Here is a 23,550-nt window from a genome sequence, read left to right as displayed (position 1 = left end):
CATGAATTCAGAACGTGTCGTCCTCGTCACCGGAGGCAACCGCGGCATCGGCCGCTCGATCGCCGAACGCTTCATCCGCGACGGCTATCGTGTCGCTGTCACCGCTCGTAGCGGTGAAGGTCCGGAAGGCGCGCTCACCGTCCGTGCCGATGTGACGGATGCTGCGTCCATCGACGCAGCATTCACCGAGGTCGAGGAGAAGCTCGGTCCGGTGGAGGTCGTTGTCGCCAACGCCGGGATCACCAAGGACACACTGCTCATGCGCATGAGCGAGGACGATTTCGACAGCGTCGTCGCGACGAACCTCGGCGGCGCGTTCCGCGTCGTCAAGCGCGCGTCGAAGGGGATGCTGCGTGCGCGATTCGGACGTGTCATCCTGATCTCGAGCGTCGTGGGACTGTACGGCTCAGCCGGACAGGTGAACTACTCCGCATCGAAGAGCGGTCTGGTCGGGTTCGCTCGTTCGCTGACCCGTGAGCTCGGCGCCCGAGGCATCACGGCGAACGTCGTCGCACCGGGGTTCATCGAGACCGACATGACCGCCGAGCTCCCCGAGGACACGCAGAAGCAGTACAAGGCGAACATCCCGGCCGGCCGCTTCGCCACGCCGGACGAGGTCGCCGGCGTGGTGACCTGGCTCGCCGGTGATGACGCGGCCTACATCTCAGGTGCGGTCATCCCCGTCGACGGCGGGCTCGGGATGGGCCACTGACTCGTTGATCAGCGCCGCGAGTCGATCGGGCACGGAGAACTGCGGCCAGTGGCCAGAGCCGATCTTCTTCACCGTCACGTCGTCGATCGCGCGATACTCGTCGGCGTACGCGCCCCACTGGTCGAGTTCGGCCTCCATCTGCTGCTGGTCCATCCAGCCCATCAGCATGGTCACCGGCACTCTGCGCCGGTCGCCCGTCAGCTTCACGGGTTCAGTGGGCACACGCGCGGGCACCGACCGCGTCAGCGGAAGGGTGCGGGCACGGGTGTGCCCATCGAGATCGGACACATCCTCGTCAGGGAAGAAGTCCCACCCGGGAAACGGAACCACGCCGTCGACGAGATCGAACTCCGAGATGGCGGAGTCTGGGGGCGGAGGCACGGTATCGACGAAGACGACACGTGCGACGCGATCGGAACGCGCATCTGCCGCGCCCCAGACCACGTTTCCTCCGCCGCTGTGTCCGACGAGCACGACAGGGCCGTCCGCGGCGTCGATCTTGTCAACGACCGCATCGACCCAGTCGGACATGCCTAATTCGGCCGACCGCTCAGCCGGTTCGCCCACGCCAGGGAGAGTCATCGGCAGCGGACGGTTGCCTGCCGCCTCCAGAGCGGGGACGACGTCGTCCCACGACGACGCATCGAGCCAAAGACCTGGTACGAGGATGATGTCCATGCGATGACGCTACGCCGGGGCCCGGACATTCGCCAGAAGTCCGCGTCGATGCGACCGTCGGGACGTGGTCGGCGTCAACTGATCAGGGAAGCAGCGGGATGACGGCGCTGAGATCCTGCGGTCCGATCACCATGCTCGCCGCATCGCGGACGGCGGGCTTGGCGTTGAACGCGAGGCCGAGGCCGGCGACCGACATCATCTGAAGATCGTTCGCCCCGTCGCCGATCGCGATCGTGGCGTGCAGGGGCACTTCGAGTTCGGCCGCCCATTCGGTGAGCGCGTGAGCCTTCGCCGCGGCATCCACGATCTCGCCGTCGACGAATCCGGTCAGCATCCCGTCCGCGACGTCGAGACGATTGGCGCGCCAGCGATCGACGCCCAGTGCAGGAGCGATGTGGTCGAGGATCTCGTGGAATCCGCCGGACACGACGCCGACCACGCCGCCGCGTTCGTGAACGGCCGCGGTCAGATCGCGCACACCCTGCGTCGGCTCGACGCGCGCCCGCACCCGTTCATACGCCGCGGTCGGCACGCCCTGGAGTTCCTTGACCCGCGATCGCAGGCTCGTCGCGAAGTCGACTTCTCCGCGCATGGCTGCCTCGGTCGCCCGCTGCACCTCTTCGCGTCGGCCGGCTTCATCGGCGAGGAGTTCGATCACCTCATTGCGGATGAGGGTGGAATCGGCATCGAGGACGACGAGGAAACGCGCGGAGGTCACACGATCGAGGGTAGCGCGCCGGTCAGCGTTCGATCTGCACGCCCTTGCCCACCACCGTGATGCCGGACTCGGTCACGGTGAATCCGCGTTCGATGTCGCGCTCGCGGTCGACGCCAACAGTGGCGCCATCGAGCAGGACGACGTTCTTGTCGAGAACGGCCCGATGGATCCGGGCACCCTGACCGACGTGCACGTGGTCGAACAGCACGGAATCGGTGATCGTCGAGCCACCTCCGGCGAGAGTTCCTGGACCGACCACGCTGCGCTCGAGGTGGGTGCCGGAGAGTACGGACCCCAGCGACACGATGGAGTCGATCGCATTGCCGATCCGTCCGACCGCATCCCGCACGAACTTCGCCGGCGGCGCGTTCACACTCTGCGTGCGAATGGGCCACAGCGTGTTGTACAGGTTGAACACGGGAAGCGTGGAGATCAGGTCCATGTGCGCGTCGAAGAACGAATCGATCGTGCCGACATCACGCCAATACGCACGATCGCGCGGTGAAGAACCTGGTACGTCATTCTGCTTCATGTCGTAGTAGCCGGCCTCGCCGCGATCGACGAAGTACGGGATGATGTCGCCGCCCATGTCGTGCGCCGACGTCGCGAGTTCGCCATCCGTCTCGACCGCCTCGACGAGTGCGTCGGTGTCGAAGATGTAGTTGCCCATCGAGGCGAGTACTTCGTGCGGCGAGTCCGCGAGGCCCTCGATATCCGTCGGTTTCTCGAGGAATGCACGGATGCGACCTGATCCGTCCGGATCCGCATCGATCACGCCGAACTGGTTCGCGAGTGCGAGGGGCTGCCGGATGCCGGCGACCGTGGCCTTCGCGCCGGAGGCGATGTGCGCCTTGACCATCTGGCGGAAATCCATCCGATACACGTGGTCGGCGCCGATCACCACCACGATGTCGGGCTTCTCGTCGTTGATGAGATTGAGGCTCTGCAGAATCGCATCGGCGGAACCGGAGAACCAGCGCTTCCCGAGCCGCTGCTGTGCGGGCACGGACGTGACGTACGAGTCGAGCAGTGCCGACATCCGCCAGGTCTGCGAGATGTGCCGATCGAGGCTGTGCGACTTGTACTGCGTCAGGACGACGACCTGCCGAAGCCCCGAGTTTATGAGGTTGGAAATCGCGAAATCGATCAGCCGATACTGGCCCCCGAAAGGCACCGCAGGCTTCGCCCGATCGGCCGTCAGGGGCATGAGCCGCTTGCCTTCACCACCGGCGAGGATGATGCCGAAAACCTTCTTGGGGACCGCCATGGCTCCACCATAGATCCCAACGCGTCGCTGTACTAGCGTTCAGACATGCGCGTTGACATGATCACCAAGGAATACCCGCCGGAGATCTACGGCGGAGCCGGTGTCCACGTCGCGGAACTCGTCGCCGCACTGCGTCTGACCATCGATGTCCAGGTACGCGCGTTCGGCGCGGACCGCGATGAGGCGGCCACGCGTGGGTACCGCACACCCATCGAACTCGCCGGTGCGAACCCCGCGATTCAGACACTCGGTACCGACCTGGCGATGGTCGGCGACATCGCCGGTGCGGATCTCGTGCACAGCCACACCTGGTACGCGAACTTCGCGGGACACATCGCTTCGCAGCTGCATGGGATCCCGCACGTGCTCACCGCGCACAGCCTGGAACCGCTGCGACCGTGGAAGGCCGAACAGCTCGGCGGCGGCTATGCCGTCTCCAGCGGGATCGAGAAGCTGGCATATGAGAACGCCGCGGCCATCGTCGCGGTATCGGCCGGGATGCGCGCCGACATCCTGCGCAGCTATCCGGAGGTGGATCCGAGTCGAGTCAGGGTGATCCACAACGGAATCGATGTGGAGCGGTGGCGTCCGGTGCAGGATGACGCATTCCTCGCGAGCATCGGCATGGATCCGTACCGTCCGTCCGTCGTCTTCGTGGGGCGCATCACCCGGCAGAAGGGATTGCCGTATCTGCTGCGTGCCGCAGCCGTTCTGCCGCCGGAGGTCCAGTTGGTGCTGTGCGCGGGTGCGCCGGACACCCAGGAGATCATGGCTGAGGTGCAGGAGGGCGTACGCCTGCTGCAGCAGACGCGCCAGGGCGTCATCTGGATCGAGCGGATGCTGCCACGAGACGAGCTCTCCGCGATTCTCACGGCCGCCACCACCTTCGTCTGCCCGTCCGTGTACGAGCCGCTCGGGATCGTGAACCTTGAGGCGATGGCGTGCGGCGCCGCTGTTGTCGGCACGGCGACGGGCGGCATCCCAGAGGTCGTCGATGACCGCGTCACCGGCCGTCTCGTGCCGATCGAGCAGGTGACGGACGGGACGGGGACGCCCGTGGATCCCGACCGTTATGTCGACGATCTCGCGCGCACACTCACCGAGGTCGCGATGGATCCGGCGCAGGCCGCCGCTTACGGAGAAGCCGGACGCGAGCGCGCCGCCCGCGAGTTCAGCTGGGGTGCGATTGCCGACACCACGCGGGCGCTCTACGCGGAGCTGACAGATTGAGCCGATAGGCTTGAAGCATGCCGAGTGCTCTTGATTTCACCGATGTCGTCGTGCGCCGTGACGGGCGCAACATCGTCGATCATGTGACCTGGCAGGTCGCGGAGGATCAACGATGGGTCGTACTCGGGCCGAACGGTGCGGGTAAGACGACTCTGCTCCAGCTGGCTGACACGCTGATGCATCCGACCGGCGGCACAGTGACCGTCCTGGGCGAGACGCTCGGCCGTACCGACGTGTTCGAGCTGCGTCCTCGCATCGGGTTCGCCTCGACGGCGATGGCGAAGCGCATCCCCCGCGACGAGAGCGTGCTCAACGTCGTCCTGACCGCCGCCTTTTCGGTGACGGGCCGCTGGAACGAGCAGTACGAGAACATCGATGAGCGGCGCGCCGTGCGAGTGCTGGGGGAGTGGAAGCTCGATCACCTCGCCGACCGCACGTTCGGAACCCTCAGCGACGGCGAGCAGAAGCGGGTGCAGATCGCGCGGGCGGTCATGACCGACCCGGAGCTGCTGCTGCTCGACGAGCCGACCGCATCGCTCGACCTCGGCGCCCGAGAGGAACTGCTCGGGTTGCTCAGTGGATACGCATCATCCCCGACGACTCCGGCCATGGTCATGGTCACACACCACGTCGAAGAGATCCCGATCGGCTTCACGCACGTGCTGCTGATCCGCGACGGTGGCATCGTCGCGGCGGGCCCGATCGCCGAGACCTTGACGGCGGATGCTCTGACCGAGGCCTTCGGCATGCCGATCGCGCTCAGCGCAGAGGACGGCAGGTACGCGGCGCGCGCCACGTCCTGAATGCACATCTGCTAGACTTGACCCTTGGTGCGCATGCACCCTCTGACTCTCTATCTATTCGTATCCGCAAGCCAAGGAATCAGCAATGAAGACTGACATTCACCCCGTCTACAAGGCCGTCGTGTTCCGCGACCTCGGCTCGGGCGAGACGTTCCTCACCCGTTCCACCGTCTCCAGCGACAAGAAGATCGAACTGGACGGCGTGGAGTACCCCGTCATCGACGTCGAGATCTCCTCGTCTTCGCACCCGTTCTACACGGGCAAGCAGCGCATCATGGACTCGGCCGGTCGTGTCGAGAAGTTCAACCAGCGCTTCAAGGGCTTCGGCGGCAGCAAGTAACTTCTGCCCCAAAGAAAGGCCCCGCTTCGGCGGGGCCTTTTTCGTGCGTCGGATGGGTTGCTGAGACCCCCGGTTCATGTCGAGACCCCGGGATGCTGGCGTCATTCAGATGGGGTATCGACAACGAGCCGGGGTCTCGGCGTTTCAGACCTGACGCACCGGCCAGGTGCCGTCGAGTGTGTCTTCGGCGTCGAGTCGGCCTATCCGGATGAAGTACTCCGTCAGGCTCTCGGCCTGCGTGCGGGCCCAGCCGATCTGCTGCGTGTGCAGTTCCTGTGCCGTGGCGGCGAGCGGGAAGCTTCGCGCGATCGCCTGGGCGACGCGGCCGGCGGCAATCGCATCGGCGGCTGCCTCATGAGCCCCGTCGAGCCGCACCTCGTAATGCTCTGCGACGACCTCGAGTGTGCGCTTGCCCTTGCGATACCGATCGACAGCCTTGTCGATCACATGCGGGTCGATGATGGGGCCGGGTGATTCGAGGGTCGGGATGCCGTGCCTCAGACACTCGTGCGTGAGCAGTGAGAAGTCATAGGACGCGTTGTAGGCGACCACCGGCATGCCCTGGGCGAAGAGGGCGCGGAGCGAGGCTGTGACCTCGGTGACGACCTCGCGTGCGACGCGTCCGTCTCGTCGGGCCTGCTCGGTGCTGATACCGTGCACGGCTGCCGCGCCCTCGGGAATGGGGATGCCCGGATCGGCGAGCCAGGAGCGCGCAGCGATCTCGCGGCCTTTCGCGTCGAGCACGCCGACGTGCGCGGTGACGATGCGGTCGGAGGTGACGTCGACGCCAGTGGTCTCGAGATCGAAGACGCCGATGCGGCTGAGCCAGCCGGGGAGTTCGAGATCGATTGCCATGACCCCACGCTAGGGAGGGGTTCGGACAATGCTGTGCAGGCTCGCCCGTAGACTGGATCCATGACCGTTGCCTCGCCGTATGCCGACCGGCTGAGCCGCCTGCCGGTCGAGCGTCACGAAGTCGAGGTGCTCGGCGCGACGACCGCGTACTGGGTGTACGGCCCTTCGACAGGCTCAGGGACCGAGAGCGACCCGACCACGGTGATCGCGGTGCACGGCTTCCGCGGCGAGCATCATGGGCTGGAGCCCGTGCTCGCGTATCTCCCCGAGGCGCGGGTGATCGCGCCCGATCTGCCCGGTTTCGGTGAGACGCCGCCTCTCCCAGGCCGCACGCACGATCTCGCCGCCTACGCCGAGTGGCTCCGGGACTTCTCCGTTGCCGTCGCGCCCGGTGCCGTCATCCTGGGCCATTCGTTCGGCTCGATCGTGGCATCCGCCGCGGTCTCCGGCGGGCTCGAGACACCGAGACTGATCCTGATCAACCCCATCGGCGCACCCGCCCTGGAAGGGCCCAAGGGCGTGATGACGCGCCTGGCCGTCTGGTACTACGACCTCGGGGCAGTGCTGCCATCAAGGCTCGGCACCGCGTTGCTGCGCAATCGCCTGATCGTTCGCGTCATGAGCATCACGATGGCGAAGACGAAGGACGCGTCGCTTCGGCGCTTCATCCACGACCAGCACGACACCTACTTCTCCGACTTCTCCGACCGCGATGTGCTGCGTGACGCCTTTGTCGCGAGTGTCTCTCACGATGTCCGCGCCTTCGCCCCGCAGATCCCGGTGCCGACGCTGCTGGTCGCCGCGCAGAAGGACGACATCACACCCATCGAGGCCGAGCGCCATCTCGCGACACTGTTCCCCGATGCAGAGCTCGTGGAGATCGCCGACGTCGGCCATCTCGTCCACTACGAGACCCCGGCCGAAGCAGCCGGGGCGATCCGTCGCTTCCTCAGGGTTCCCGTCGCGCGAGGCCGATGAGACCGGCGACGCGGAACGGTATCACCTCGCCCATCGCGAGCGACGTCTCGGTGCGTTCGACGCCTTCGATCGACAGGATCCGTGCGTCCGTATCGAAGAGGTGACGTGCGTCGCGGCAGGCGACTCGCGCCAGCAGATCGATCGCGCCGCTGAGGCCGTGCACCTGCAGCACCTCGGGGATGCGTGCGAGCTCGGCCGTGATGCGGGGGAGCTCCGTCTGCCGCAGTCCGATGCTGACGAACGCCTGCAACGGGAAGCCGAGCACCTCTGGTGAGAAGGAGCGCTCATAGGACAGGAACACTCCGGTCTGCTCGAGCCTGGCCATCCGCGCCTGAATCGTGTTGCGGGACAGCCCGAGCGTCTCGGCGAGCGCGACGATCGTCGTTCGCGGATCCTCGGCGAGGACGGCGAGCAGTTCGAGATCGACGCGGTCGAGAGCGGGCATAGTGCCAAACATTAGCAGGGTCGGCGCGCGCGCACTGGGCAACATGCTCAGGACGCTTCTGAATGCTTGAGCGTGCTGATCAGCGGACGTACGCTCGAAGCATCCGATGATGATGTCGGTGCACGCGTGCAACTCCTCACGAGGGAGACACACGACAGGAGGACGATGATGTCAATGCAGACCACGCCGATCGCAGACACCACGCAGGATCTGGAACTCTCCGAGCGGCTTCTCGCACCAGACGGCACCCGTCAGAAGAACCCGGAACTCGACCCGTTCGTGGCCGATGTCGACGCAGCGCAGTTGCGGGCGCTGCACCGCGACATGGTCATCCTGCGCCGCATCGATGCCGAGGGCATCGCACTGCAGCGCCAGGGCCAGCTCGGTCTGTGGGCGCCCTGCAACGGCCAGGAAGCAGCGCAGATCGGCACCGCCCGCGCGCTCGACCCGATCGACTTCGTCTTCCCGAGCTACCGCGAGACCGGCGTCATCTACGCGCGCGGCGCGCAGCCGGGCGACTTCGTGCGCGTCTGGCGCGGTGAAGAGGGCGCTCCGTTCGACCCAATCGAGATGCGGATCGCTCCGCTGCAGATCATCATCGGCGCGCAGACCCTGCACGCCGTCGGCTACGCCATGGGAATCAAGCACGAGAAGGCCCCCGAAGTCGCCGTCACCTACTTCGGCGACGGGGCGACCAGTCAGGGCGACGTCAACGAGGCCATGGTGTTCGCCGCCTCTTATCAGGCACCGGTCGTGTTCGTCTGCCAGAACAACCACTGGGCGATCTCCGAGCCCGTCGCCGTGCAGTCGCAGTATCCGATCGCCGGCCGTGCTCCGGGGTTCGGCATCCCGAGCCTCCGCGTCGACGGCAACGATGTGCTCGCCTGCATGGCGGCGATGCGCTGGGCGCTCGCGCATGCACGTGCGGGCAAGGGGCCGGCATTCATCGAGGCGGTGACGTACCGGATGGGACCGCACACCACCTCGGATGACCCCACTCGCTACCGTGACCCCGCCGAACTCGAGGCCTGGCGCACGCGCGACCCGATCGCCCGGCTGGAGGCGCACCTTCGCGCCGCCGGCGAACTCGACGACGAGCAGATGGCTGCTGTGCAGGCGGATGCCGATGTCATGGCACGTGAGATGCGTGCCGCATGTCTGGGCCTGGTCACGCGCGAGCCGCTCGCCGTCTTCGACAACGTCTACGCCGAGCCGCACTGCGGGATCGATCGTCAGCGCGACGAGTACGCCGCGTACATCTCTTCATTCGAGGGGGCCTGAGATGACGGAGATCACACTGGGCAAGGCCCTGAACGCGGGGCTCCGCAAGGCCATGAGCGACGACGAGAAGGTCGTGCTGATGGGTGAGGACATCGGCAAGCTCGGTGGTGTGTTCCGCATCACCGACGGCCTGCAGAAGGAGTTCGGTGCCGCGCGCGTGATCGACACCCCGCTCGCAGAGTCCGGCATCGTCGGTACGGCTGTCGGCCTCGCCTATCGCGGGTACCGTCCGGTCGTCGAGATCCAGTTCGACGGCTTCGTCTACCCGGCGTTCGATCAGATCGTCTCGCAGGTCGCGAAACTGCACTACCGCACCCAGGGGCGGGTGAAGATGCCCATCACGATCCGCATCCCCTGGGCAGGCGGTATCGGCGCAGCCGAACATCACTCGGAGTCGCCGGAGGCGTATTTCGTCCACACGGCCGGGCTGCGCGTCATCACGGTGTCCAATCCCCAGGACGCCTACCGCTGTCTTCAGCAGGCCATCGCCTCGGACGACCCTGTCATCTTCTTCGAGCCGAAGCGCCTCTATCACCACAAGGGTGAGGTCGATCTGGATGCCTCGCTCGCTGATGCGCCCCCGATGGGAGTCGCACGCGTCCTTCGCGAGGGGGCGGATGCCACGATCATCACTTATGGTGCGATGGTGTCGACTGCGCTGGATGCCGCGTCGGCCGCGGAAGACGATGGAGTCTCGCTGGAGGTCATCGATCTTCGCTCGATCTCTCCGGTCGACTATGACACCGTCACCGCGTCGGTGCGCCGCACTGGACGAGTCGTCGTCGCGCACGAGGCTTCGCGCGAAGCTGGCGTCGCCGCGGAGGTGATCGCGAGCGTCACGGAGCAGTGCTTCGAGTACCTTGAGGCGCCGCCGCTCCGGGTCACCGGACATGACGTCCCATACCCGCCTGCGAAGCTCGAGAAGTTCCACCTTCCCGATCTCGATCGCATACTCGACGCGGTCGATCGGGTGCTCGACCGGCCTAACAGCCTGACGGGAGCGGAGTCATGATCGAGGAGTTCCGCCTTCCGGATCTCGGCGAGGGACTCGCTGAGGCCGAGGTCGTGCAGTGGCTGGTGGCACCGGGCGACACAGTGACGTTGAACCAGACGCTCGCCGAAGTGGAGACGGCGAAGGCCGTCGTCGAACTGCCGTCGCCGTTCGACGGGATCGTGTCGACGCTGCACGCCGAGGCCGGCGAGACCGTCGCTGTGGGGGCTCCGTTGATCGCCTTCGACGTGGCCGGGGTGGACGCCCCGGATGCCGCGCCGGCGGATGCGGCGTCCTCCGCCACGGCCTCGTCCGCCGCGGAGGAGAAGACGCCGCCGAATCTCGTGGGCTATGGAGCCGCCCCAGCGAAGGGCGGCCGTCCCACACGGCGCGTGCGCAGAGCCGGGCGCGTCGATGCGGTGTCCGACACTGCTGTGCTGGAGGCGGCGCCGCACGATGTGCTGCCGGAGTCCAGCGCCGCGCCCGCGCAAGTGGGCGAGCGGCCGCGTTCGACGCCACCGGTGCGCGCATACGCGAAACGATCGGGAGTCGACATCGCGCTCGTTGCCGCCGACGTCGGAGACCGCGTGATCACCCGCGATGACGTCGACGCGTATCTCGAGCGGGTGGGTGGCGAGGTGGAGCCTCGCACGACGCACGCGCCGAGCACGTCACCGGAGCGATCCGTGGGTGAGCGGGAGACGCGGATCCCGATCCGGGGCGTCCGCAAGCACACCGCAGCGGCGATGGTGCAGAGTGCCTTCACCGCCCCGCACGTGACCACGTTCCACACCGTCGATGTCACGGCGACCATGGATCTGATCGCTAGTCTGCGCGATGACCGCGCACTGTCCGAGCGCCGGATCGGACCGCTCGTGATCGTGGCCAAAGCAGTGTGCCTCGCGCTCAGCCGTACGCCAGGACTCAACTCGCGCTGGGATGACGCGGCCGGCGAGATCGTGCAGCCGCACTACGTGGATCTCGGCATCGCCGCGGCGACGGAGCGGGGGCTGATAGTGCCGAACATCCGTGACGCCGATCAGATGACCCTGCCCCAGCTCGCCGATGCGTTGCGTGCGCTCACCGAGACCGCCCGTTCAGGGAAGACCTCACCGGCAGAGCTGGCCGGCGGCACCTTCTCGATCACGAACATCGGCGTCTTCGGCATCGATGCCGGCACGCCGATCCTGCCTCCTGGGCAATCCGGCATCCTCGCGGTCGGTGCCGTGCGGCGCCTGCCGTGGGAGTACAAGGGCGAGATCGCGCTTCGCCAGGTGATGACTCTGAGCCTGTCGTTCGATCACCGGATCGTCGACGGCGCGGAAGGCGCCCGATTCGTCAAGGACGTCGCCGACATCCTTGAGGAGCCCGGTCGCGCGATGCTCCTGCGATGACGCTCACTCGGGCTCAGCGCCGGGCGCCCCGGCCGCTGAGCCTGAGGGAGCGGTCCTGGGGTTCAGGACGTCAGGGCGGCGTGCGCCATCGCGGTGAGAATGGTCGCCGTCGACTTCTTCGACCTTGTCGCGCTGCGCGTGCTGTGCGGGGTGGAGTTGATGAGACCGAAGCACGCCTGAACGCGCAGCCGCAGTTCGTCAGCCGGCGCGTCGTGCAGCGGTGTGAGAGCCGAGATCCACAGATCGATGTAGGTGCGCTGCAGCCGGCGCACCTCGGCGCGGTCCTCGTCGCTCAGATGCGCCAGATCCCTGTCCTGCACACGGATGACGTCGGCATGGGCGAGTGCGAAGTCGACGTGGAATCCGATGAGGGCCAGCATCCGTTCTTGATCGCCGGACGACGACGCGGCGACGCGGGACCCACCGCTGACGAGGTCTTCGCTGACCTTGACGAGGACGGCGCCGAGCAGCGCCTGCTTGCCGGCGAAATGGCGGTACACCGCTGGTCCGGATACCCCGACGGCGGATCCGATGTCCTCCAGGCTCACGCCGGAGTAGCCGCGCTCGGCGAAGAGCCGCGCGGCCTCGTGCAGCAGGGAATCCGCGCGCTCTGCTTTCGCGCGATCTCGCGCGGTCGGGGGGCTTGTCATCTCAGTTAATGCTCGCTAACCTAAAATGGCTGGTTAGTGCACAGTAACCGAAAAGCGTTGTTCAACGCCACCGTGAGTCGAGGAGGACGCCGGGATGCCCGTCACCCAGGAGATGCTGGCCGCTGAGCTGCGCGAGCGGCGCGCAACCGCCGCGCTGGGCGGCCCCGAAGCCTCTCGCACCCGCCACGTCGCTCGCGGCAAGCTGCTGCCGCGGGAGAGGATCGCGAGGCTGCTCGATGAGGGCAGTCCGTTTCTCGAGGTGTCGCCGCTCGCAGCGGACGGGATGTACGGGGGAGAGGTGCCGGGGGCGGGCGTCATCGCCGGCATCGGGCTCGTGCACGGACGACACGTGATGGTCGTCTGCAACGATGCGACGGTGAAGGGCGGGAGCTACCTGCCGCTCACGGTGAAGAAGCATCTTCGCGCCCAGGAGATCGCGCTCGAGAACCGGCTTCCGTGCCTCTACCTCGTCGACTCCGGCGGCGCGTTCCTGCCGAAGCAGGACGAGGTCTTCCCCGATCGTGAGCATTTCGGCCGCATCTTCTTCAATCAGGCGCGGATGAGTGCCGAACGCATCCCGCAGTTGGCGGCGGTGCTCGGATCCTGCACGGCGGGTGGCGCGTACGTTCCCGCGATGAGCGATGAGACCGTGATCGTGCGTAACCAGGGCACGATCTTCCTCGGCGGGCCGCCCCTCGTCAAAGCCGCCATCGGCGAGATCGTCGCCGCGGAGGACCTCGGCGGCGGAGAGCTGCATGCCAGGCGCTCCGGCGTGGTGGATCACCTTGCCGAGGACGACGAGCACGCCCTCGAGATCCTCCGCGACATCGTCACGACGCTGCCATCGCCGAGCGCACCTGCGTGGGAGGTGTCAGCGTCCCGAGCGCCCGCCGAGCAGTCCAGCCTCTACGACGTCGTCCCCGTCGATGTGAACGCCGCGTACGACGTGCACGAGGTGATCGACCGGCTCATCGACGCCGACACGTTCCGCGAGTTCAAGTCCGAGTACGGCACGACGCTGGTGACCGGGTTCGCCAGGCTGCACGGCCATCAGATCGGCGTCGTCGCGAACAACGGCGTGCTCTTCAGCGAGTCCGCGCTCAAGGGAGCGCATTTCATCGAGCTGTGCGATCAGCGCGGCATCCCGCTGCTGTTCCTGCAGAACATCACGGGATTCATGGTCGGCTCCGAGGCCGAAGCCGGCGGTATCGCCAAGGACGGCGCGAAGATGGTCACCGCGGTCGCGACCACACGCGTGCCGAAACTCACCGTCATCATCGGCGGCTCCTTCGGCGCGGGCAACTACTCGATGTGCGGGCGTGCGTACTCACCGCGGTTCCTGTGGACCTGGCCGGCCAGCCGCATCTCGGTGATGGGCGGAAATCAGGCGGCGTCGGTGCTGGCGACGGTGAAGGACGACCAGCTGACTGCACGCGGCGAGAGCTGGAGCGCCGAGGAGCGCAGCGCGTTCGAAGAGCCGATCCGCGAGCAGTATGAGACACAGGGCGAGCCCTATTACGCCACCGCGCGGCTCTGGGACGACGGGATCGTCGATCCCGATGAGACGCGCGACATCCTGGGTCTCGCGCTCGACGTCGTCGCCCGCAGCCCGCTGCCAGAACCGCGCTTCGGCGTATTCAGGATGTGATGAGCATGAACGACATGAACACAGTGCTGGTCGCCAATCGCGGTGAGATCGCCCGCCGCATCATCCGCACCCTGCGCGAGCAGGGCCTGCGCAGCGTCGCGGTCTACAGCGAAGCGGATGCCACGGCACCTCATGTCCGCGAGGCGGACGACGCCGTTCTGATCGGCCCCGCTCCTGCGGCGGAGTCGTATCTCGCCGTCGAAGCAGTGATCGGCGCCGCGAAACGGTGCGGTGCGGATGCGATCCACCCCGGCTACGGCTTCCTCTCCGAGAGCGTGGCCCTCGCGGAGGCATGCACGCGAGCGGGCATCATCTTCATCGGCCCATCCGTCGAAGCCCTGGAGATCATGGGCGACAAGGCGAAGGCGCGCGACCACGTCGGCGCACGGGGAGTCCCCGTGGTGCCCGGCTTCACGGCTGCGGGACTGACGGATGACGAGATCGCCGTTCGGGCGAACGAGATCGGGTATCCGCTGCTGGTCAAGCCCAGCGCAGGCGGCGGCGGCAAGGGCATGGAGACGGTCTCGGATTCCGGCGCTCTCGCCTCAGCGCTGGCATCCGCCCGTCGCGTCGCCAAGGCGGCGTTCGGCGACGATGCGCTCGTGCTGGAGCGGCTCATCCGCCGCCCTCGTCATATCGAGGTGCAGGTGTTCGGCGACATCCACGGCACGGTCATCGCCCTCGGCGAGCGCGAGTGCACTCTGCAGCGCCGGCACCAGAAGGTCATCGAGGAAGCCCCGTCCGCTGGACTTCCTGGCGGACTCACCGAGCGACTGTTCGAGGCCGCGGTCCGTGCCGGCGAGAGCGTGTCGTACGTCGGCGCCGGCACGGTCGAGTTCCTCGTCGACGCGGACGCGCCAGATGACTTCTTCTTCATCGAGATGAACACGAGGCTGCAGGTCGAGCATCCGGTCACCGAGGCGGTCACTGGCCTCGACCTGGTCGCTCTGCAGCTCGACGTCGCCGCCGGTGGCGTGCTTGCGCCGGCACCCGCATTGCGCGGCCATGCAGTGGAGGCCCGCATCTATGCGGAGTCACCAGAGCACGACTTCCTGCCTTCGACCGGCCCTGTTCTGCGCTTCGCCGCGCCGCGCGGCGTGCGTGTGGATGCCGCGATCGAGACCGGCAGCGAGGTCACGGGGTTCTACGACCCGATGATCGCGAAGGTGATCGCCCACGGACCCGATCGTGAGACGGCTTTGGCCCGCCTCGACCAGGCCCTGGCGGAGACGGTCGTGCTCGGCATCGAGACGAACATCGCGTTCCTGCGGCAGCTGCTCACGAACGAGCGGGTCGTGAGCGGCGACCTCGACACCGGGCTGATCGAGACGCTGCTGCCCGTACGTCCTGCTGAGCCTTCCGCCGCCATGATCGCCGCGGCGAAACGGGAGCTGCACAGCGAAACAGGACGTGCTGAGGCACCTCTCGTGCCGCAAGACGTGTTTCGCCGGTCGGGCGACGTGTGGGCGGCCCTCACCGACCGCGGGGCGCGGGCCGTGGCCTTCCTCACGGACGCGGACGAGCTCATCGAGGTGACAGGACCGGTCGCAGAGGTGGGGGAAGCCGTTGCGGCAACGGATGCCGACGGCGCGATCTGGGTGAGCGAGAACGGCCGGTCCGCACGCCTTCGCCCCGTCGATCGCCGTGAGCGGATGAGGCTCCGCGTCGCCGCGCAGCATCCTGTCAGCACGGCGACGCATCCGGAAGCGCGCGCGCCGATGCCGGGGAGCATCGTCGCCGTGCATGTCGAAGACGGCGCGACCGTGACTGCAGGACAGCCCCTCGTCTCGATCGAGGCGATGAAAATGGAGCATCCGGTTCCGGCCCCCCACGACGGCGTCGTGCGCCTGCTGATGGCGGTCGGAGACCAGGCGAAGCGCGGCCAGGCTGTCGCGGTGGTGACACCCACCGAAGCGACGGCGTCGAACGACACCCCAGAAGGAGCAATCGCATGACCGAAGATCTCACTGCCGAAGAGGTCGAACTCGCCGCGATGGTGCGCGAGTTCGCCGACACCGTCGTCGCGCCGCAGTCGTATGAGGCCGATCGAACCCATACCCTGTCGATGGACGTCGTCCGTCAGATGGGGGAACTGGGGCTGTTCGGGCTCCCGTTCCCCGAGGACGTCGGCGGTCAGGGCGGCGACTACATGGCCCTCGGCCTCGCGATCGAGGCACTCGCCAGGGTCGATCAGTCGATGGCGATCACCTTGGAGGCCGGCGTGAGCCTCGGCGCCATGCCGATCTTCCGCTTCGGCGACGATGCGCAGAAGGCCGAGTACCTGCCAGACCTGCTCGCTGGACGGGCTCTTGCGGGGTTCGGGCTCACCGAGCCGGAAGCCGGCAGCGACGCCGGGGCGACGCGGACGACGGCTCGGCGCGATGGTGACGAGTGGGTCATCGACGGCACCAAGCAGTTCATCACGAACTCCGGCACACCGATCACCCGTTTCGTCACGGTCGCGGCTGTCACCGGCATCCGCGACGGTCGCAAGGAGATCTCGACCATCATCGTGCCGAATGGCACCCCCGGCTTCACCGTGGAGGCGCCGTACGACAAGGTCGGCTGGCGTGCATCCGACACGCATCCGCTGACGTTCGACGGCGCGAGGGTCCCTGCGGAGAACCTGCTCGGCGACGAGGGGAGCGGATTCCGCAACTTCCTCAGCATCCTCGACGAAGGGCGCATCGCGATCGCGGCGCTGTCCACCGGTGCAGCGGAAGGGTGTCTGGAAGCGGCGGTCGAATACGCGAAGAGCCGCACCGTGTTCGGCAGCGCCCTGAGCACGAGGCAGAACGCGCAGTTCACCCTGGCACGGATGCGCGCACGCGTGCACACGGCTCGTCTTGCGTGGCATCACGCCGCGCGGCTCCGCGACGCGGGCAAGCCCTTCGCGGAGGCTTCCGCGATCGCCAAACTCGTCGCGGGAGACGCCGCGATGGACAACGCCAGGGACGCGACGCAGATCTTCGGCGGCAACGGGTTCATGAACGAGTTCCCGGTCGCGCGCCACTACCGCGACTCGAAGATCCTCGAGATCGGCGAGGGCACAACCGAGGTGCAGCTGCTGGTGATCGCGCGGGCATTGGGACTCGCCGGGTAGCGTGTCAGCATGACGGACATCCTCCAGCGCGGACTGTACTTCGAAGAGTTCGAAGTCGGCGCGCGCTACCAGCACAGACCTGGCCGCACGGCGACCGAGGCCGACAACGTGCTCTTCACCACGCTGACCATGAATACGCAGGCGCTGCACTTGGACGCCGCCTTCGCGGCCGAGCAGGAGTTCGGTCAGCGCCTGATGAACTCGATGTGGACGCTGTCGACGATGGTGGGTTCATCGGTCGCGCAACTGACGCAGGGCACTCTCGTGGCGCAACTCGGGCTGGGTGAGATCGCGTTCCCGCACCCCCTGTTCGCCGGAGACACCCTCTACACCGAGAGCGTGGTGACCGAGAAGCGGCTGTCATCGTCGCGGCCGGGGCAGGGCATCTGCACGATCGTGCACACCGGACGCAATCAGGACGATGTCGTCGTCGCGAAGGCCGCGCGCACTGTGCTCGTGCACTGCAGGCCGGAAGGGGAGTCCGATGGTGTTTGAGCTCGGCCCCGCTCTGCTGTTCTGCCCGGCGGATCGGTCGGAGCGCTTCGAGAAGGCTCTGGAACGCGCCGATGCTGTGATCCTCGACCTCGAAGATGCCGTGGCTCCCGCAGACAAGGACGCGGCTCGACGCAACGTGATCGACACCGCCGTCGGAGCCGAGCGCGTGATCGTGCGGGTCAACGCCCCTGGCACGAGTGACTTCGCACGCGATCTCGCGGCGCTGGCGGACACGGACTTCCGCACAGTGATGGTCGCGAAGGCGGAGAACCCCGCATCGTTGGACGCCTTCGATGAACGGTTCTCCCTGATCGCCCTGTGCGAGACCGCGCGCGGCGTCGCAGCGGCCGACCGGCTCGCCGCGCACGACCGCGTCGTGGCTCTCATGTGGGGTGCAGAGGATCTGGTGGCGTCCCTCGGCGGAACGTCGAGTCGAGATGCGAGCGGCCGCTACCGCGACGTCGCGCGGTACGCGCGTTCGCGGGTGCTCGTGGAGGCCGGCGCGCAGGGCAAGGCGGCTATCGACGCGGTGCACATCGACATCGAAGACACGGAGGGCCTGGAGCGGGAGGCGGCGGATGCCGTCGCATCCGGATTCCATGCCACGGCGTGCATCCACCCCGGCCAGGTTCCGATCATCCGGCAGGCGTACCTTCCGGATGCCGCGATCTCCTCTTGGGCGGAGGCCGTTCTTGCTGCGGCAGAGGGGGAGCGGGGCGTGTTCAGGTTCCGTGGACAGATGGTCGACGAACCGGTGCTGCGGCACGCACGAGCGGTGATCGCGCGCGCCGGTCGCTGATTCTCCGCGTTCCGCTCGTTCAAGACGATGCGGAGTTCAGACCGCGACCGTCTCCAGCAGTCGAAGGATCCCGGGCGCCGCCTCGAAGCGGTGCACGGATCCGTTCGCGAGCGGCACGCCGGCCGGCGGCATGGTTCCGCCCGAGGCGTGGTCGAGCAGCGCACGGATGACTCCGCCATGCGCGACGACAATGACGGATTCCGCGGTCGGCGCCGAACGACGGCGAGATGCCCGGGCGATCACGTCCAGGGCGGCGAGCGCACGCTCGGCGACCTGACCGAAGCTCTCCGCCTTCGGAACTTCGGCGTACCAGTCGCCGTAACGATCTATGTAGTCCGCGACGAGCATTCCCTCGGCCTCGCCGAACTCGCGCTCGCGAAGGTCGGAGACCAGTTCGGGCTGAGCAAGGCCGATCGCGTCGGCGATGATCTGCGCCGTCTCATGAGCTCGCACGAGCGGACTCGCGTAGATCGCATGATGGGTGGCGCCCGCGAGGAGAGCTGCGGCGTCGCGCGCGTGACCGCGGCCGGTCTCGTTGAGCGGGATGTCCGTCGAACCCTGGATGCGGCGATCCAGGTTCCAGTCGGTCTGACCGTGGCGGACGAGGGTGATGAAGGTCACGTGAGAAGCTCCTGGAATGCGGGGAGGACGTCGCTCGTGCCTCCTGCGAGAGTCACGTCCGCCCAGGGGTCGGCGCGGGTGGGCTCGCGATTGACGATGATGAGCGGGATGTTGCGGCGGCGGGCGCGCTCGATGAGCCGCACTCCGGAGTTCACGACGAGCGAGGAGCCGGCGACGATCAGCGCATCGCTGGCGCGCAGGAGCGATTCGGCGGCGCGGAAACGGTCCGCGGGCACGTACTCGCCGAAGAAGACCACGTCGGGTTTCAGCATCCCACCGCACACCGTGCATGTGGGGACGACGAAGTCCTCGGTACTCTCCGGCGCGACGTCGCCGTCCGGGTTGAGCACGATGTTCTCCGGAACGGTGATCCACGGATTGAGCGCTTCGATCTGCGTCGCGATGTCACGGCGGTCGAAGACCTGGCCGCACCGCAGGCACACCACCCGACGCATGGTGCCGTGCACCTCGATCACTCGGCTGCTGCCGGCCCGCAGATGCAGGCCGTCCACGTTCTGAGTGATGACGCCGGTGGAGACCCCGTCGCGTTCCATCTCGGCGAGCGCGATGTGCCCGGCGTTCGGCTCGGCATGCGCGAACGCGCGCCAGCCGAGGTGACCGCCCACCCAGTAACGCCGACGGGCGGCCTCGTCAGCGAGATAGCGCTGCCCTGTCATCGGATCGGCCCGCGTCCTTGCACCTTCGCCGCGGTACGCGGGAATACCGGAGTCCGTCGATATCCCGGCGCCCGTGAGGACGGCGATCCTGCGTCCCCTCAGAAGGTCGACGGCTCTCGCTATGCCGGCAGACAGCTCGGCACTGGTCGTCACGCTCACGAATCCTCCCCGAGGGAGTCTACGGCGTGGCCGGCGCATGATGGCCGTCCTGGCCGGGGCTCGGACGATGGCAGAGTGTTCAACATGCCTCTGGAGTACATCGCCGACGGCGCCGATCCGCGCCTTGCCGACTACCGGAACCTCACCGACACCGCGCTTCGGCGCCTGACGGAACCCCGTGAAGGTCTCTACATCGCCGAGTCGGTGAAGGTCATCCGGCGTGCGATCGACGCGGGGCACGTACCGCGCTCGGTGCTGACGCAGCGCAGATGGGTCGATCAGGTCGAAGAGGCGCTCGGCGATCGCGGCACCGCCGTTTACGTGGTGCCCGACGAAGTCGCCGAGCAGGTCACCGGCTACGCCGTGCATCGTGGGGCGCTGGCGTCGATGCACCGACCTGCGCTGCCAACGGTGGCGGAGGTGCTCGAGGGCGCACGGCTGGTCCTGGTGCTGGAGGATCTCATCGAGCACACCAACGTCGGCGCCGCGTTCCGCGCAGCCGCCGGGCTCGGCGCCGATGCGGTACTCGTCTCGCCGCGCTGCGCTGATCCGCTCTATCGACGCAGCGTCAAGGTGAGCATGGGCACGGTGTTCCAGGTGCCGTGGGCCCGGATCGGGAACTGGACGGATGCCGTCGCCGATCTGCATGCGGCCGGGTTCGAGGTGGCCGCTCTCGCACTGAGCGACGACGCCGTACCGCTGCGCAAGTATGCCATCGACCGTCCTGACAGGGTGGCACTCGTCATGGGCACGGAGGGCGATGGCCTGTCGCGGGTCGCGCTGGACGCAGCCGACGCCGTGGTCACGATCCCGATGCGTGCAGGAGTGGACTCGCTGAATGTGGCGTCCGCCGCAGCTGTCGCGCTGTGGGCGCTCGCGGGCTGACCGCTCGGCCCGGCGACTGCTCGGCCAGGCGACTACTCGGCGTCGCGCTTCGCGCTGTCCGAGAACACGATCGGGCCCGCCTCCGGCCGCTTCGCGGTGATGAGGTCGCCGGACGACTGGTGTCGCAGGCGCCTCAGTACCCATGGCACCAGGTGCTCCCGCGCCCAGCCCAGGTCTTCGGCACGCGCCTCACGCCAGGTGCGCACCGGACGGGGCTCGGGCTGCATCGGCTGCAGGTCATTCGGCACGTTCAGCGCCCGCAGCACCATGCGTGCGACCTCATGGTGCCCCAGCGCGTTGAAGTGCAGACGATCGTCGTCGAAGAAGCGGGAGTCCTGCACGTTCTTCAGCGCCCACTGATCGGCGACGATGCAGTCGTGCCGCTCGGCGATCGCGCGGATGGTCTCGTTGTAGATCGCGACCTTGCCGCGGAATCGCCGGAAGACGGGGGTGAAGCCGGTGTCGATTCCGGTGAACACCACGATTGCGGCACCGGTCGACGCGAGGCGCGCGACGGCATCCTCGAGCTGCTCGGCGATGACATCCGGATCGGTGCCGGGGCGGATGACGTCGTTCCCACCGGCGCAGATCGAGACGAGGTCTGGGCGCAGTGTGACGGCGGGTTCGACCTGGTCGGCGACGATCTGTGCGATGAGCTTTCCGCGCACGGCCAGGTTCGCATAGGCGAATCCGTCGACCTGGCGTCCGAGCTCTTCGGCGACACGATCCGCCCAGCCGCGGTGCCCATCCGTGACGGCGGGATCGGGATCGCCGATGCCCTCTGTGAACGAGTCGCCGATGGCGACGAATCGGCGCCACGGATGCGGCGTCTCATTCTCGATATACGGCGTTCTGGGCGATTCCTCGTCGACCATCGCTGCTCCTTCACTGCCTCGCGGGCCGGAACTGCGACCGCGCAGTGACCGAGCCTACTCGGCATCGCATCGAAGAGGTGGCCAGCACGATCACCGGGAAGCCTGCGGCGGGGGAGAAGTGTCCGCGGCACCGATTATCCTGGAACCGATGCTCTCTCCGTCCTTCCCCCAGCGCGCCCCGTGGGGAACGGCGGACAAGCTCCGTGCCTGGCAGCGGGAGGCACTGGACATCTACTTCCAACGCGATCAGCGAGATTTCCTCGTCGCCGCGACGCCTGGTGCCGGAAAGACCACCTTCGCTCTGACGCTCGCGGTCGAGCTGCTCCGCATGGGAGAGGTGAACCGCATCATCGTGGTCGCCCCGACCGAGCACCTCAAGACCCAGTGGGCGGATGCCGCGGCGAAGGTGCACATCCGCCTCGACCCGCGGTTCCGGAACAGCCACTGGGCGCCCTCGCGTCAGTACCACGGGGTCGTCGTCACATACGCACAGGTCGCCGCGAAGTCGTCGGTGCACCGCCACCTGACCGAAGACGCCAAGACTCTGGTCATCCTCGACGAGGTGCATCACGGCGGCGATGCGCTCAGCTGGGGCGACTCGATCCGTGACGCATACGGCCCGGCGAAGCGGCGCTTGTCGCTGTCGGGCACTCCCTTCCGCAGCGATACAGCGCCGATTCCGTTCGTGACATACGCGCCCGACGAGACCGGCGGGCGCGTGTCGTCCACCGACTACGCGTACGGGTACGGCCGCGCCCTCGCGGACGGCGTCGTGCGGCCGGTGCTCTTCCACATGTACTCCGGGAAGATGCGCTGGCGCACGAGCGCCGGCGACGAACTCGAGGCCCATCTCGGTCAGGACAACACCAAGGACGTCAACTCACAGGCGTGGCGCACAGCGCTCGACCCGGAGGGCGAGTGGATGCCCGCGGTGCTGTCGGCCGCCGACCGGCGGCTCACCGAGATACGCCATCACGTGCCGGATGCCGGTGGCCTGGTGATCGCGACAGATCAGACCGTCGCCCGTGCGTATGCCAAGATCCTGCACAGCCTGACCGGTCAGCGACCCACGGTCGTGCTCTCCGATGAGGCCGCCGCCTCCGAACGGATCGAGAAGTTCAGCGCCGACAACAGCCGGTGGATGGTCGCGGTGCGCATGGTCTCGGAGGGCGTCGACGTGCCGCGGCTCGCCGTGGGCGTCTACGCGACGTCGTCATCGACGCCGCTCTTCTTCGCTCAGGCCATCGGCCGTTTCGTGCGCGCCAGGCGTCGTGGCGAGGCGGCGAGCGTCTTCCTGCCGAACGTGCCAGTGCTCATGGGGCTCGCGAACGAGCTGGAGAAGCAGCGCGACCATGCACTGGATCGCCAGACCAAGGACGAGGACGGATTCGACGACTCGCTCCTGGAGAGCGCGAACCGTGAGGAAGAGACATCCGATGCCCTGACGCAGGAGTTCACCTACCAGGCGATCTCCTCGCTCGCGCACTTCGACCGAGTCGTCTTCGAGGGACAGGAGTTCGGTCAGCTCGCCGAGCCAGGCACGCCGGAGGAAGAGGAATTCATCGGCATCCCTGGGCTCCTCGAGCCTGAGCACGTGCACGAGCTGCTCATGCAGCGCCAGACGCGCCAGTCCAAGCTGCGTGAGACGCGAGAGGCGGAGGCCGGCCCGGAGACGGTCACGACGCTGCCGGCACCGCTGCATCGCACGATGCGCGAACAGCGTCAGCTCCTGAACAGTCTCGTCGGGCTGTATGCCAGGCAGGCAGGCGAGCCACATGGCGCGGTGCACGCCGAACTGCGCCGCATCTGCGGAGGTCCGGCTGTCGCCCAGGCGACCGTGACACAGCTGCAGGCCCGCATCGAGGTGCTGCGCAAGCGCGTGCGCAAGTAGACGACTGTTCCCTGAGCCTGTCGATTTCCGGTCCCTGAGCCTGTCGAAGGGTTAG

The 23,550-nt window shown here is 67.4% G+C and carries 24 protein-coding genes; 15 read left to right on the top strand and 9 right to left on the bottom strand.

What is annotated here, in order from left to right:
• Window position 1: 1 nt before the first annotated feature.
• Complete coding sequence (locus IEV67_RS11395) at window positions 2-712, top strand: beta-ketoacyl-ACP reductase (protein WP_188436680.1); 711 nt, start codon at window positions 2-4, stop codon at window positions 710-712.
• On the opposite strand, the gene IEV67_RS11390 is transcribed toward IEV67_RS11395, so the two are convergent.
• From IEV67_RS11390 to IEV67_RS11380, 3 genes are all read right to left on the bottom strand, one after another.
• Entirely contained in the window at window positions 665-1,390 is a 726-nt protein-coding gene (locus IEV67_RS11390) for an alpha/beta fold hydrolase (protein ID WP_188436679.1), read from the bottom strand. The two genes, IEV67_RS11395 and IEV67_RS11390, sit on opposite strands and share 48 nt — an antisense overlap.
• A gap of 82 nt (window positions 1,391-1,472) precedes the next feature.
• Entirely contained in the window at window positions 1,473-2,108 is a 636-nt protein-coding gene (gene serB, locus IEV67_RS11385) for a phosphoserine phosphatase SerB (RefSeq protein ID WP_188436678.1), read from the bottom strand.
• A gap of 22 nt (window positions 2,109-2,130) precedes the next feature.
• Entirely contained in the window at window positions 2,131-3,375 is a 1,245-nt protein-coding gene (locus IEV67_RS11380) for a glucose-1-phosphate adenylyltransferase (protein WP_188436677.1), read from the bottom strand.
• A gap of 45 nt (window positions 3,376-3,420) precedes the next feature.
• Between IEV67_RS11380 and glgA the strand changes: the two genes are divergently transcribed.
• The 3 genes from glgA to IEV67_RS11365 all read left to right on the top strand — a co-directional run bounded on the left by glgA (window position 3,421) and on the right by IEV67_RS11365 (window position 5,748).
• On the top strand, window positions 3,421-4,605 hold the full coding sequence (gene glgA / locus IEV67_RS11375; RefSeq protein ID WP_188436676.1) for a glycogen synthase: 1,185 nt from the start codon (window positions 3,421-3,423) through the stop codon (window positions 4,603-4,605).
• Window positions 4,606-4,622: 17 nt separating this feature from the next.
• Window positions 4,623-5,408, top strand: coding sequence for an ABC transporter ATP-binding protein (locus tag IEV67_RS11370; protein WP_188436675.1), 786 nt, complete (start codon window positions 4,623-4,625; stop codon window positions 5,406-5,408).
• 85 nt (window positions 5,409-5,493) lie between these two features.
• Window positions 5,494-5,748 carry a type B 50S ribosomal protein L31 gene (locus IEV67_RS11365; RefSeq protein ID WP_188436674.1) on the top strand — a complete coding sequence of 85 codons (255 nt, stop codon included), beginning with the start codon at window positions 5,494-5,496 and terminating at the stop codon, window positions 5,746-5,748.
• Between the two features lie 144 nt (window positions 5,749-5,892).
• Here the strand turns inward: IEV67_RS11365 and IEV67_RS11360 are convergent, their stop codons facing one another.
• Window positions 5,893-6,603: an exonuclease domain-containing protein gene (locus IEV67_RS11360; protein ID WP_188436673.1), complete on the bottom strand. Its 711-nt coding sequence runs from the start codon at window positions 6,601-6,603 to the stop codon at window positions 5,893-5,895.
• A gap of 60 nt (window positions 6,604-6,663) precedes the next feature.
• Between IEV67_RS11360 and IEV67_RS11355 the strand changes: the two genes are divergently transcribed.
• Window positions 6,664-7,581, top strand: coding sequence for an alpha/beta fold hydrolase (locus IEV67_RS11355; RefSeq protein WP_188436672.1), 918 nt, complete (start codon window positions 6,664-6,666; stop codon window positions 7,579-7,581).
• Here the strand turns inward: IEV67_RS11355 and IEV67_RS11350 are convergent.
• A complete protein-coding gene (locus IEV67_RS11350; protein WP_188436671.1) occupies window positions 7,553-8,026 on the bottom strand; it encodes an Lrp/AsnC family transcriptional regulator in 474 nt (157 codons plus the stop codon). The genes IEV67_RS11355 and IEV67_RS11350 overlap by 29 nt on opposite strands.
• Window positions 8,027-8,194: 168 nt before the next feature.
• Here IEV67_RS11350 and pdhA point away from each other — a divergent pair, with 168 nt between their 5' ends.
• Genes pdhA through IEV67_RS11335 form a run of 3 tightly spaced genes read left to right on the top strand, consistent with a single transcriptional unit; the run spans window position 8,195 to window position 11,692 of the window.
• Window positions 8,195-9,307, top strand: a complete 1,113-nt coding sequence (pdhA, locus tag IEV67_RS11345) for a pyruvate dehydrogenase (acetyl-transferring) E1 component subunit alpha (RefSeq protein ID WP_188436670.1) — start codon at window positions 8,195-8,197, stop codon at window positions 9,305-9,307.
• Window position 9,308: 1 nt separating this feature from the next.
• Entirely contained in the window at window positions 9,309-10,319 is a 1,011-nt protein-coding gene (locus tag IEV67_RS11340) for an alpha-ketoacid dehydrogenase subunit beta (protein WP_188436669.1), read from the top strand.
• Window positions 10,316-11,692, top strand: coding sequence for a dihydrolipoamide acetyltransferase family protein (locus tag IEV67_RS11335; protein WP_188436668.1), 1,377 nt, complete (start codon window positions 10,316-10,318; stop codon window positions 11,690-11,692). The genes IEV67_RS11340 and IEV67_RS11335 overlap by 4 nt, the downstream gene beginning before the upstream one ends.
• Before the next feature lie 62 nt (window positions 11,693-11,754).
• Here IEV67_RS11335 and IEV67_RS11330 read toward each other — a convergent pair whose 3' ends face one another.
• Window positions 11,755-12,342: a TetR/AcrR family transcriptional regulator gene (locus tag IEV67_RS11330; protein ID WP_188436667.1), complete on the bottom strand. Its 588-nt coding sequence runs from the start codon at window positions 12,340-12,342 to the stop codon at window positions 11,755-11,757.
• Between the two features lie 94 nt (window positions 12,343-12,436).
• On the opposite strand from IEV67_RS11330, the gene IEV67_RS11325 reads away from it, so the two are divergent.
• From IEV67_RS11325 to IEV67_RS11305, 5 genes are read left to right on the top strand one after another with little or no spacing between them, the layout of a single operon-like run.
• Window positions 12,437-13,990, top strand: a complete 1,554-nt coding sequence (locus IEV67_RS11325; RefSeq protein ID WP_188436666.1) for a carboxyl transferase domain-containing protein — start codon at window positions 12,437-12,439, stop codon at window positions 13,988-13,990.
• 5 nt (window positions 13,991-13,995) lie between these two features.
• The gene (locus tag IEV67_RS11320) at window positions 13,996-15,945 is read left to right on the top strand and encodes an ATP-binding protein (RefSeq protein ID WP_229703043.1); all 1,950 of its coding nucleotides are present in this window, start codon (window positions 13,996-13,998) and stop codon (window positions 15,943-15,945) included.
• On the top strand, window positions 15,942-17,093 hold the full coding sequence (locus tag IEV67_RS11315; RefSeq protein ID WP_188436664.1) for an acyl-CoA dehydrogenase family protein: 1,152 nt from the start codon (window positions 15,942-15,944) through the stop codon (window positions 17,091-17,093). Before IEV67_RS11320 ends, IEV67_RS11315 begins: the two co-directional genes overlap by 4 nt.
• Before the next feature lie 9 nt (window positions 17,094-17,102).
• Window positions 17,103-17,588 (top strand): MaoC family dehydratase, encoded by a 486-nt coding sequence (locus IEV67_RS11310; RefSeq protein WP_188436663.1) that lies wholly within the window; start codon window positions 17,103-17,105, stop codon window positions 17,586-17,588.
• Complete coding sequence (locus IEV67_RS11305) at window positions 17,578-18,387, top strand: HpcH/HpaI aldolase/citrate lyase family protein (protein WP_188436662.1); 810 nt, start codon at window positions 17,578-17,580, stop codon at window positions 18,385-18,387. The genes IEV67_RS11310 and IEV67_RS11305 overlap by 11 nt, the downstream gene beginning before the upstream one ends.
• A gap of 36 nt (window positions 18,388-18,423) precedes the next feature.
• Here the strand turns inward: IEV67_RS11305 and IEV67_RS11300 are convergent, their stop codons facing one another.
• Together IEV67_RS11300 and IEV67_RS11295 are read right to left on the bottom strand one after the other, a co-directional pair.
• Window positions 18,424-19,008, bottom strand: a complete 585-nt coding sequence (locus IEV67_RS11300; RefSeq protein WP_188436661.1) for a histidine phosphatase family protein — start codon at window positions 19,006-19,008, stop codon at window positions 18,424-18,426.
• A complete protein-coding gene (locus IEV67_RS11295) occupies window positions 19,005-19,883 on the bottom strand; it encodes a Sir2 family NAD-dependent protein deacetylase (protein WP_188436660.1) in 879 nt (292 codons plus the stop codon). Before IEV67_RS11295 ends, IEV67_RS11300 begins: the two co-directional genes overlap by 4 nt.
• A gap of 45 nt (window positions 19,884-19,928) precedes the next feature.
• Between IEV67_RS11295 and IEV67_RS11290 the strand changes: the two genes are divergently transcribed.
• Window positions 19,929-20,729: a TrmH family RNA methyltransferase gene (locus tag IEV67_RS11290; protein WP_188436659.1), complete on the top strand. Its 801-nt coding sequence runs from the start codon at window positions 19,929-19,931 to the stop codon at window positions 20,727-20,729.
• Between the two features lie 32 nt (window positions 20,730-20,761).
• Here the strand turns inward: IEV67_RS11290 and IEV67_RS11285 are convergent, their stop codons facing one another.
• Complete coding sequence (locus tag IEV67_RS11285; protein ID WP_188436658.1) at window positions 20,762-21,604, bottom strand: SGNH/GDSL hydrolase family protein; 843 nt, start codon at window positions 21,602-21,604, stop codon at window positions 20,762-20,764.
• Between the two features lie 148 nt (window positions 21,605-21,752).
• On the opposite strand from IEV67_RS11285, the gene IEV67_RS11280 reads away from it, so the two are divergent.
• Window positions 21,753-23,495, top strand: coding sequence for a DEAD/DEAH box helicase (locus IEV67_RS11280; RefSeq protein ID WP_188436657.1), 1,743 nt, complete (start codon window positions 21,753-21,755; stop codon window positions 23,493-23,495).
• Window positions 23,496-23,550: the final 55 nt, after the last annotated feature.

The organism is Microbacterium murale (assembly GCF_014635185.1).
Taxonomy (GTDB): Bacteria; Actinomycetota; Actinomycetes; order Actinomycetales; family Microbacteriaceae; genus Microbacterium; species Microbacterium murale.
Note: the sequence above shows the minus strand (reverse complement) of the source record. Positions and strands in the feature narration are given on the sequence as shown.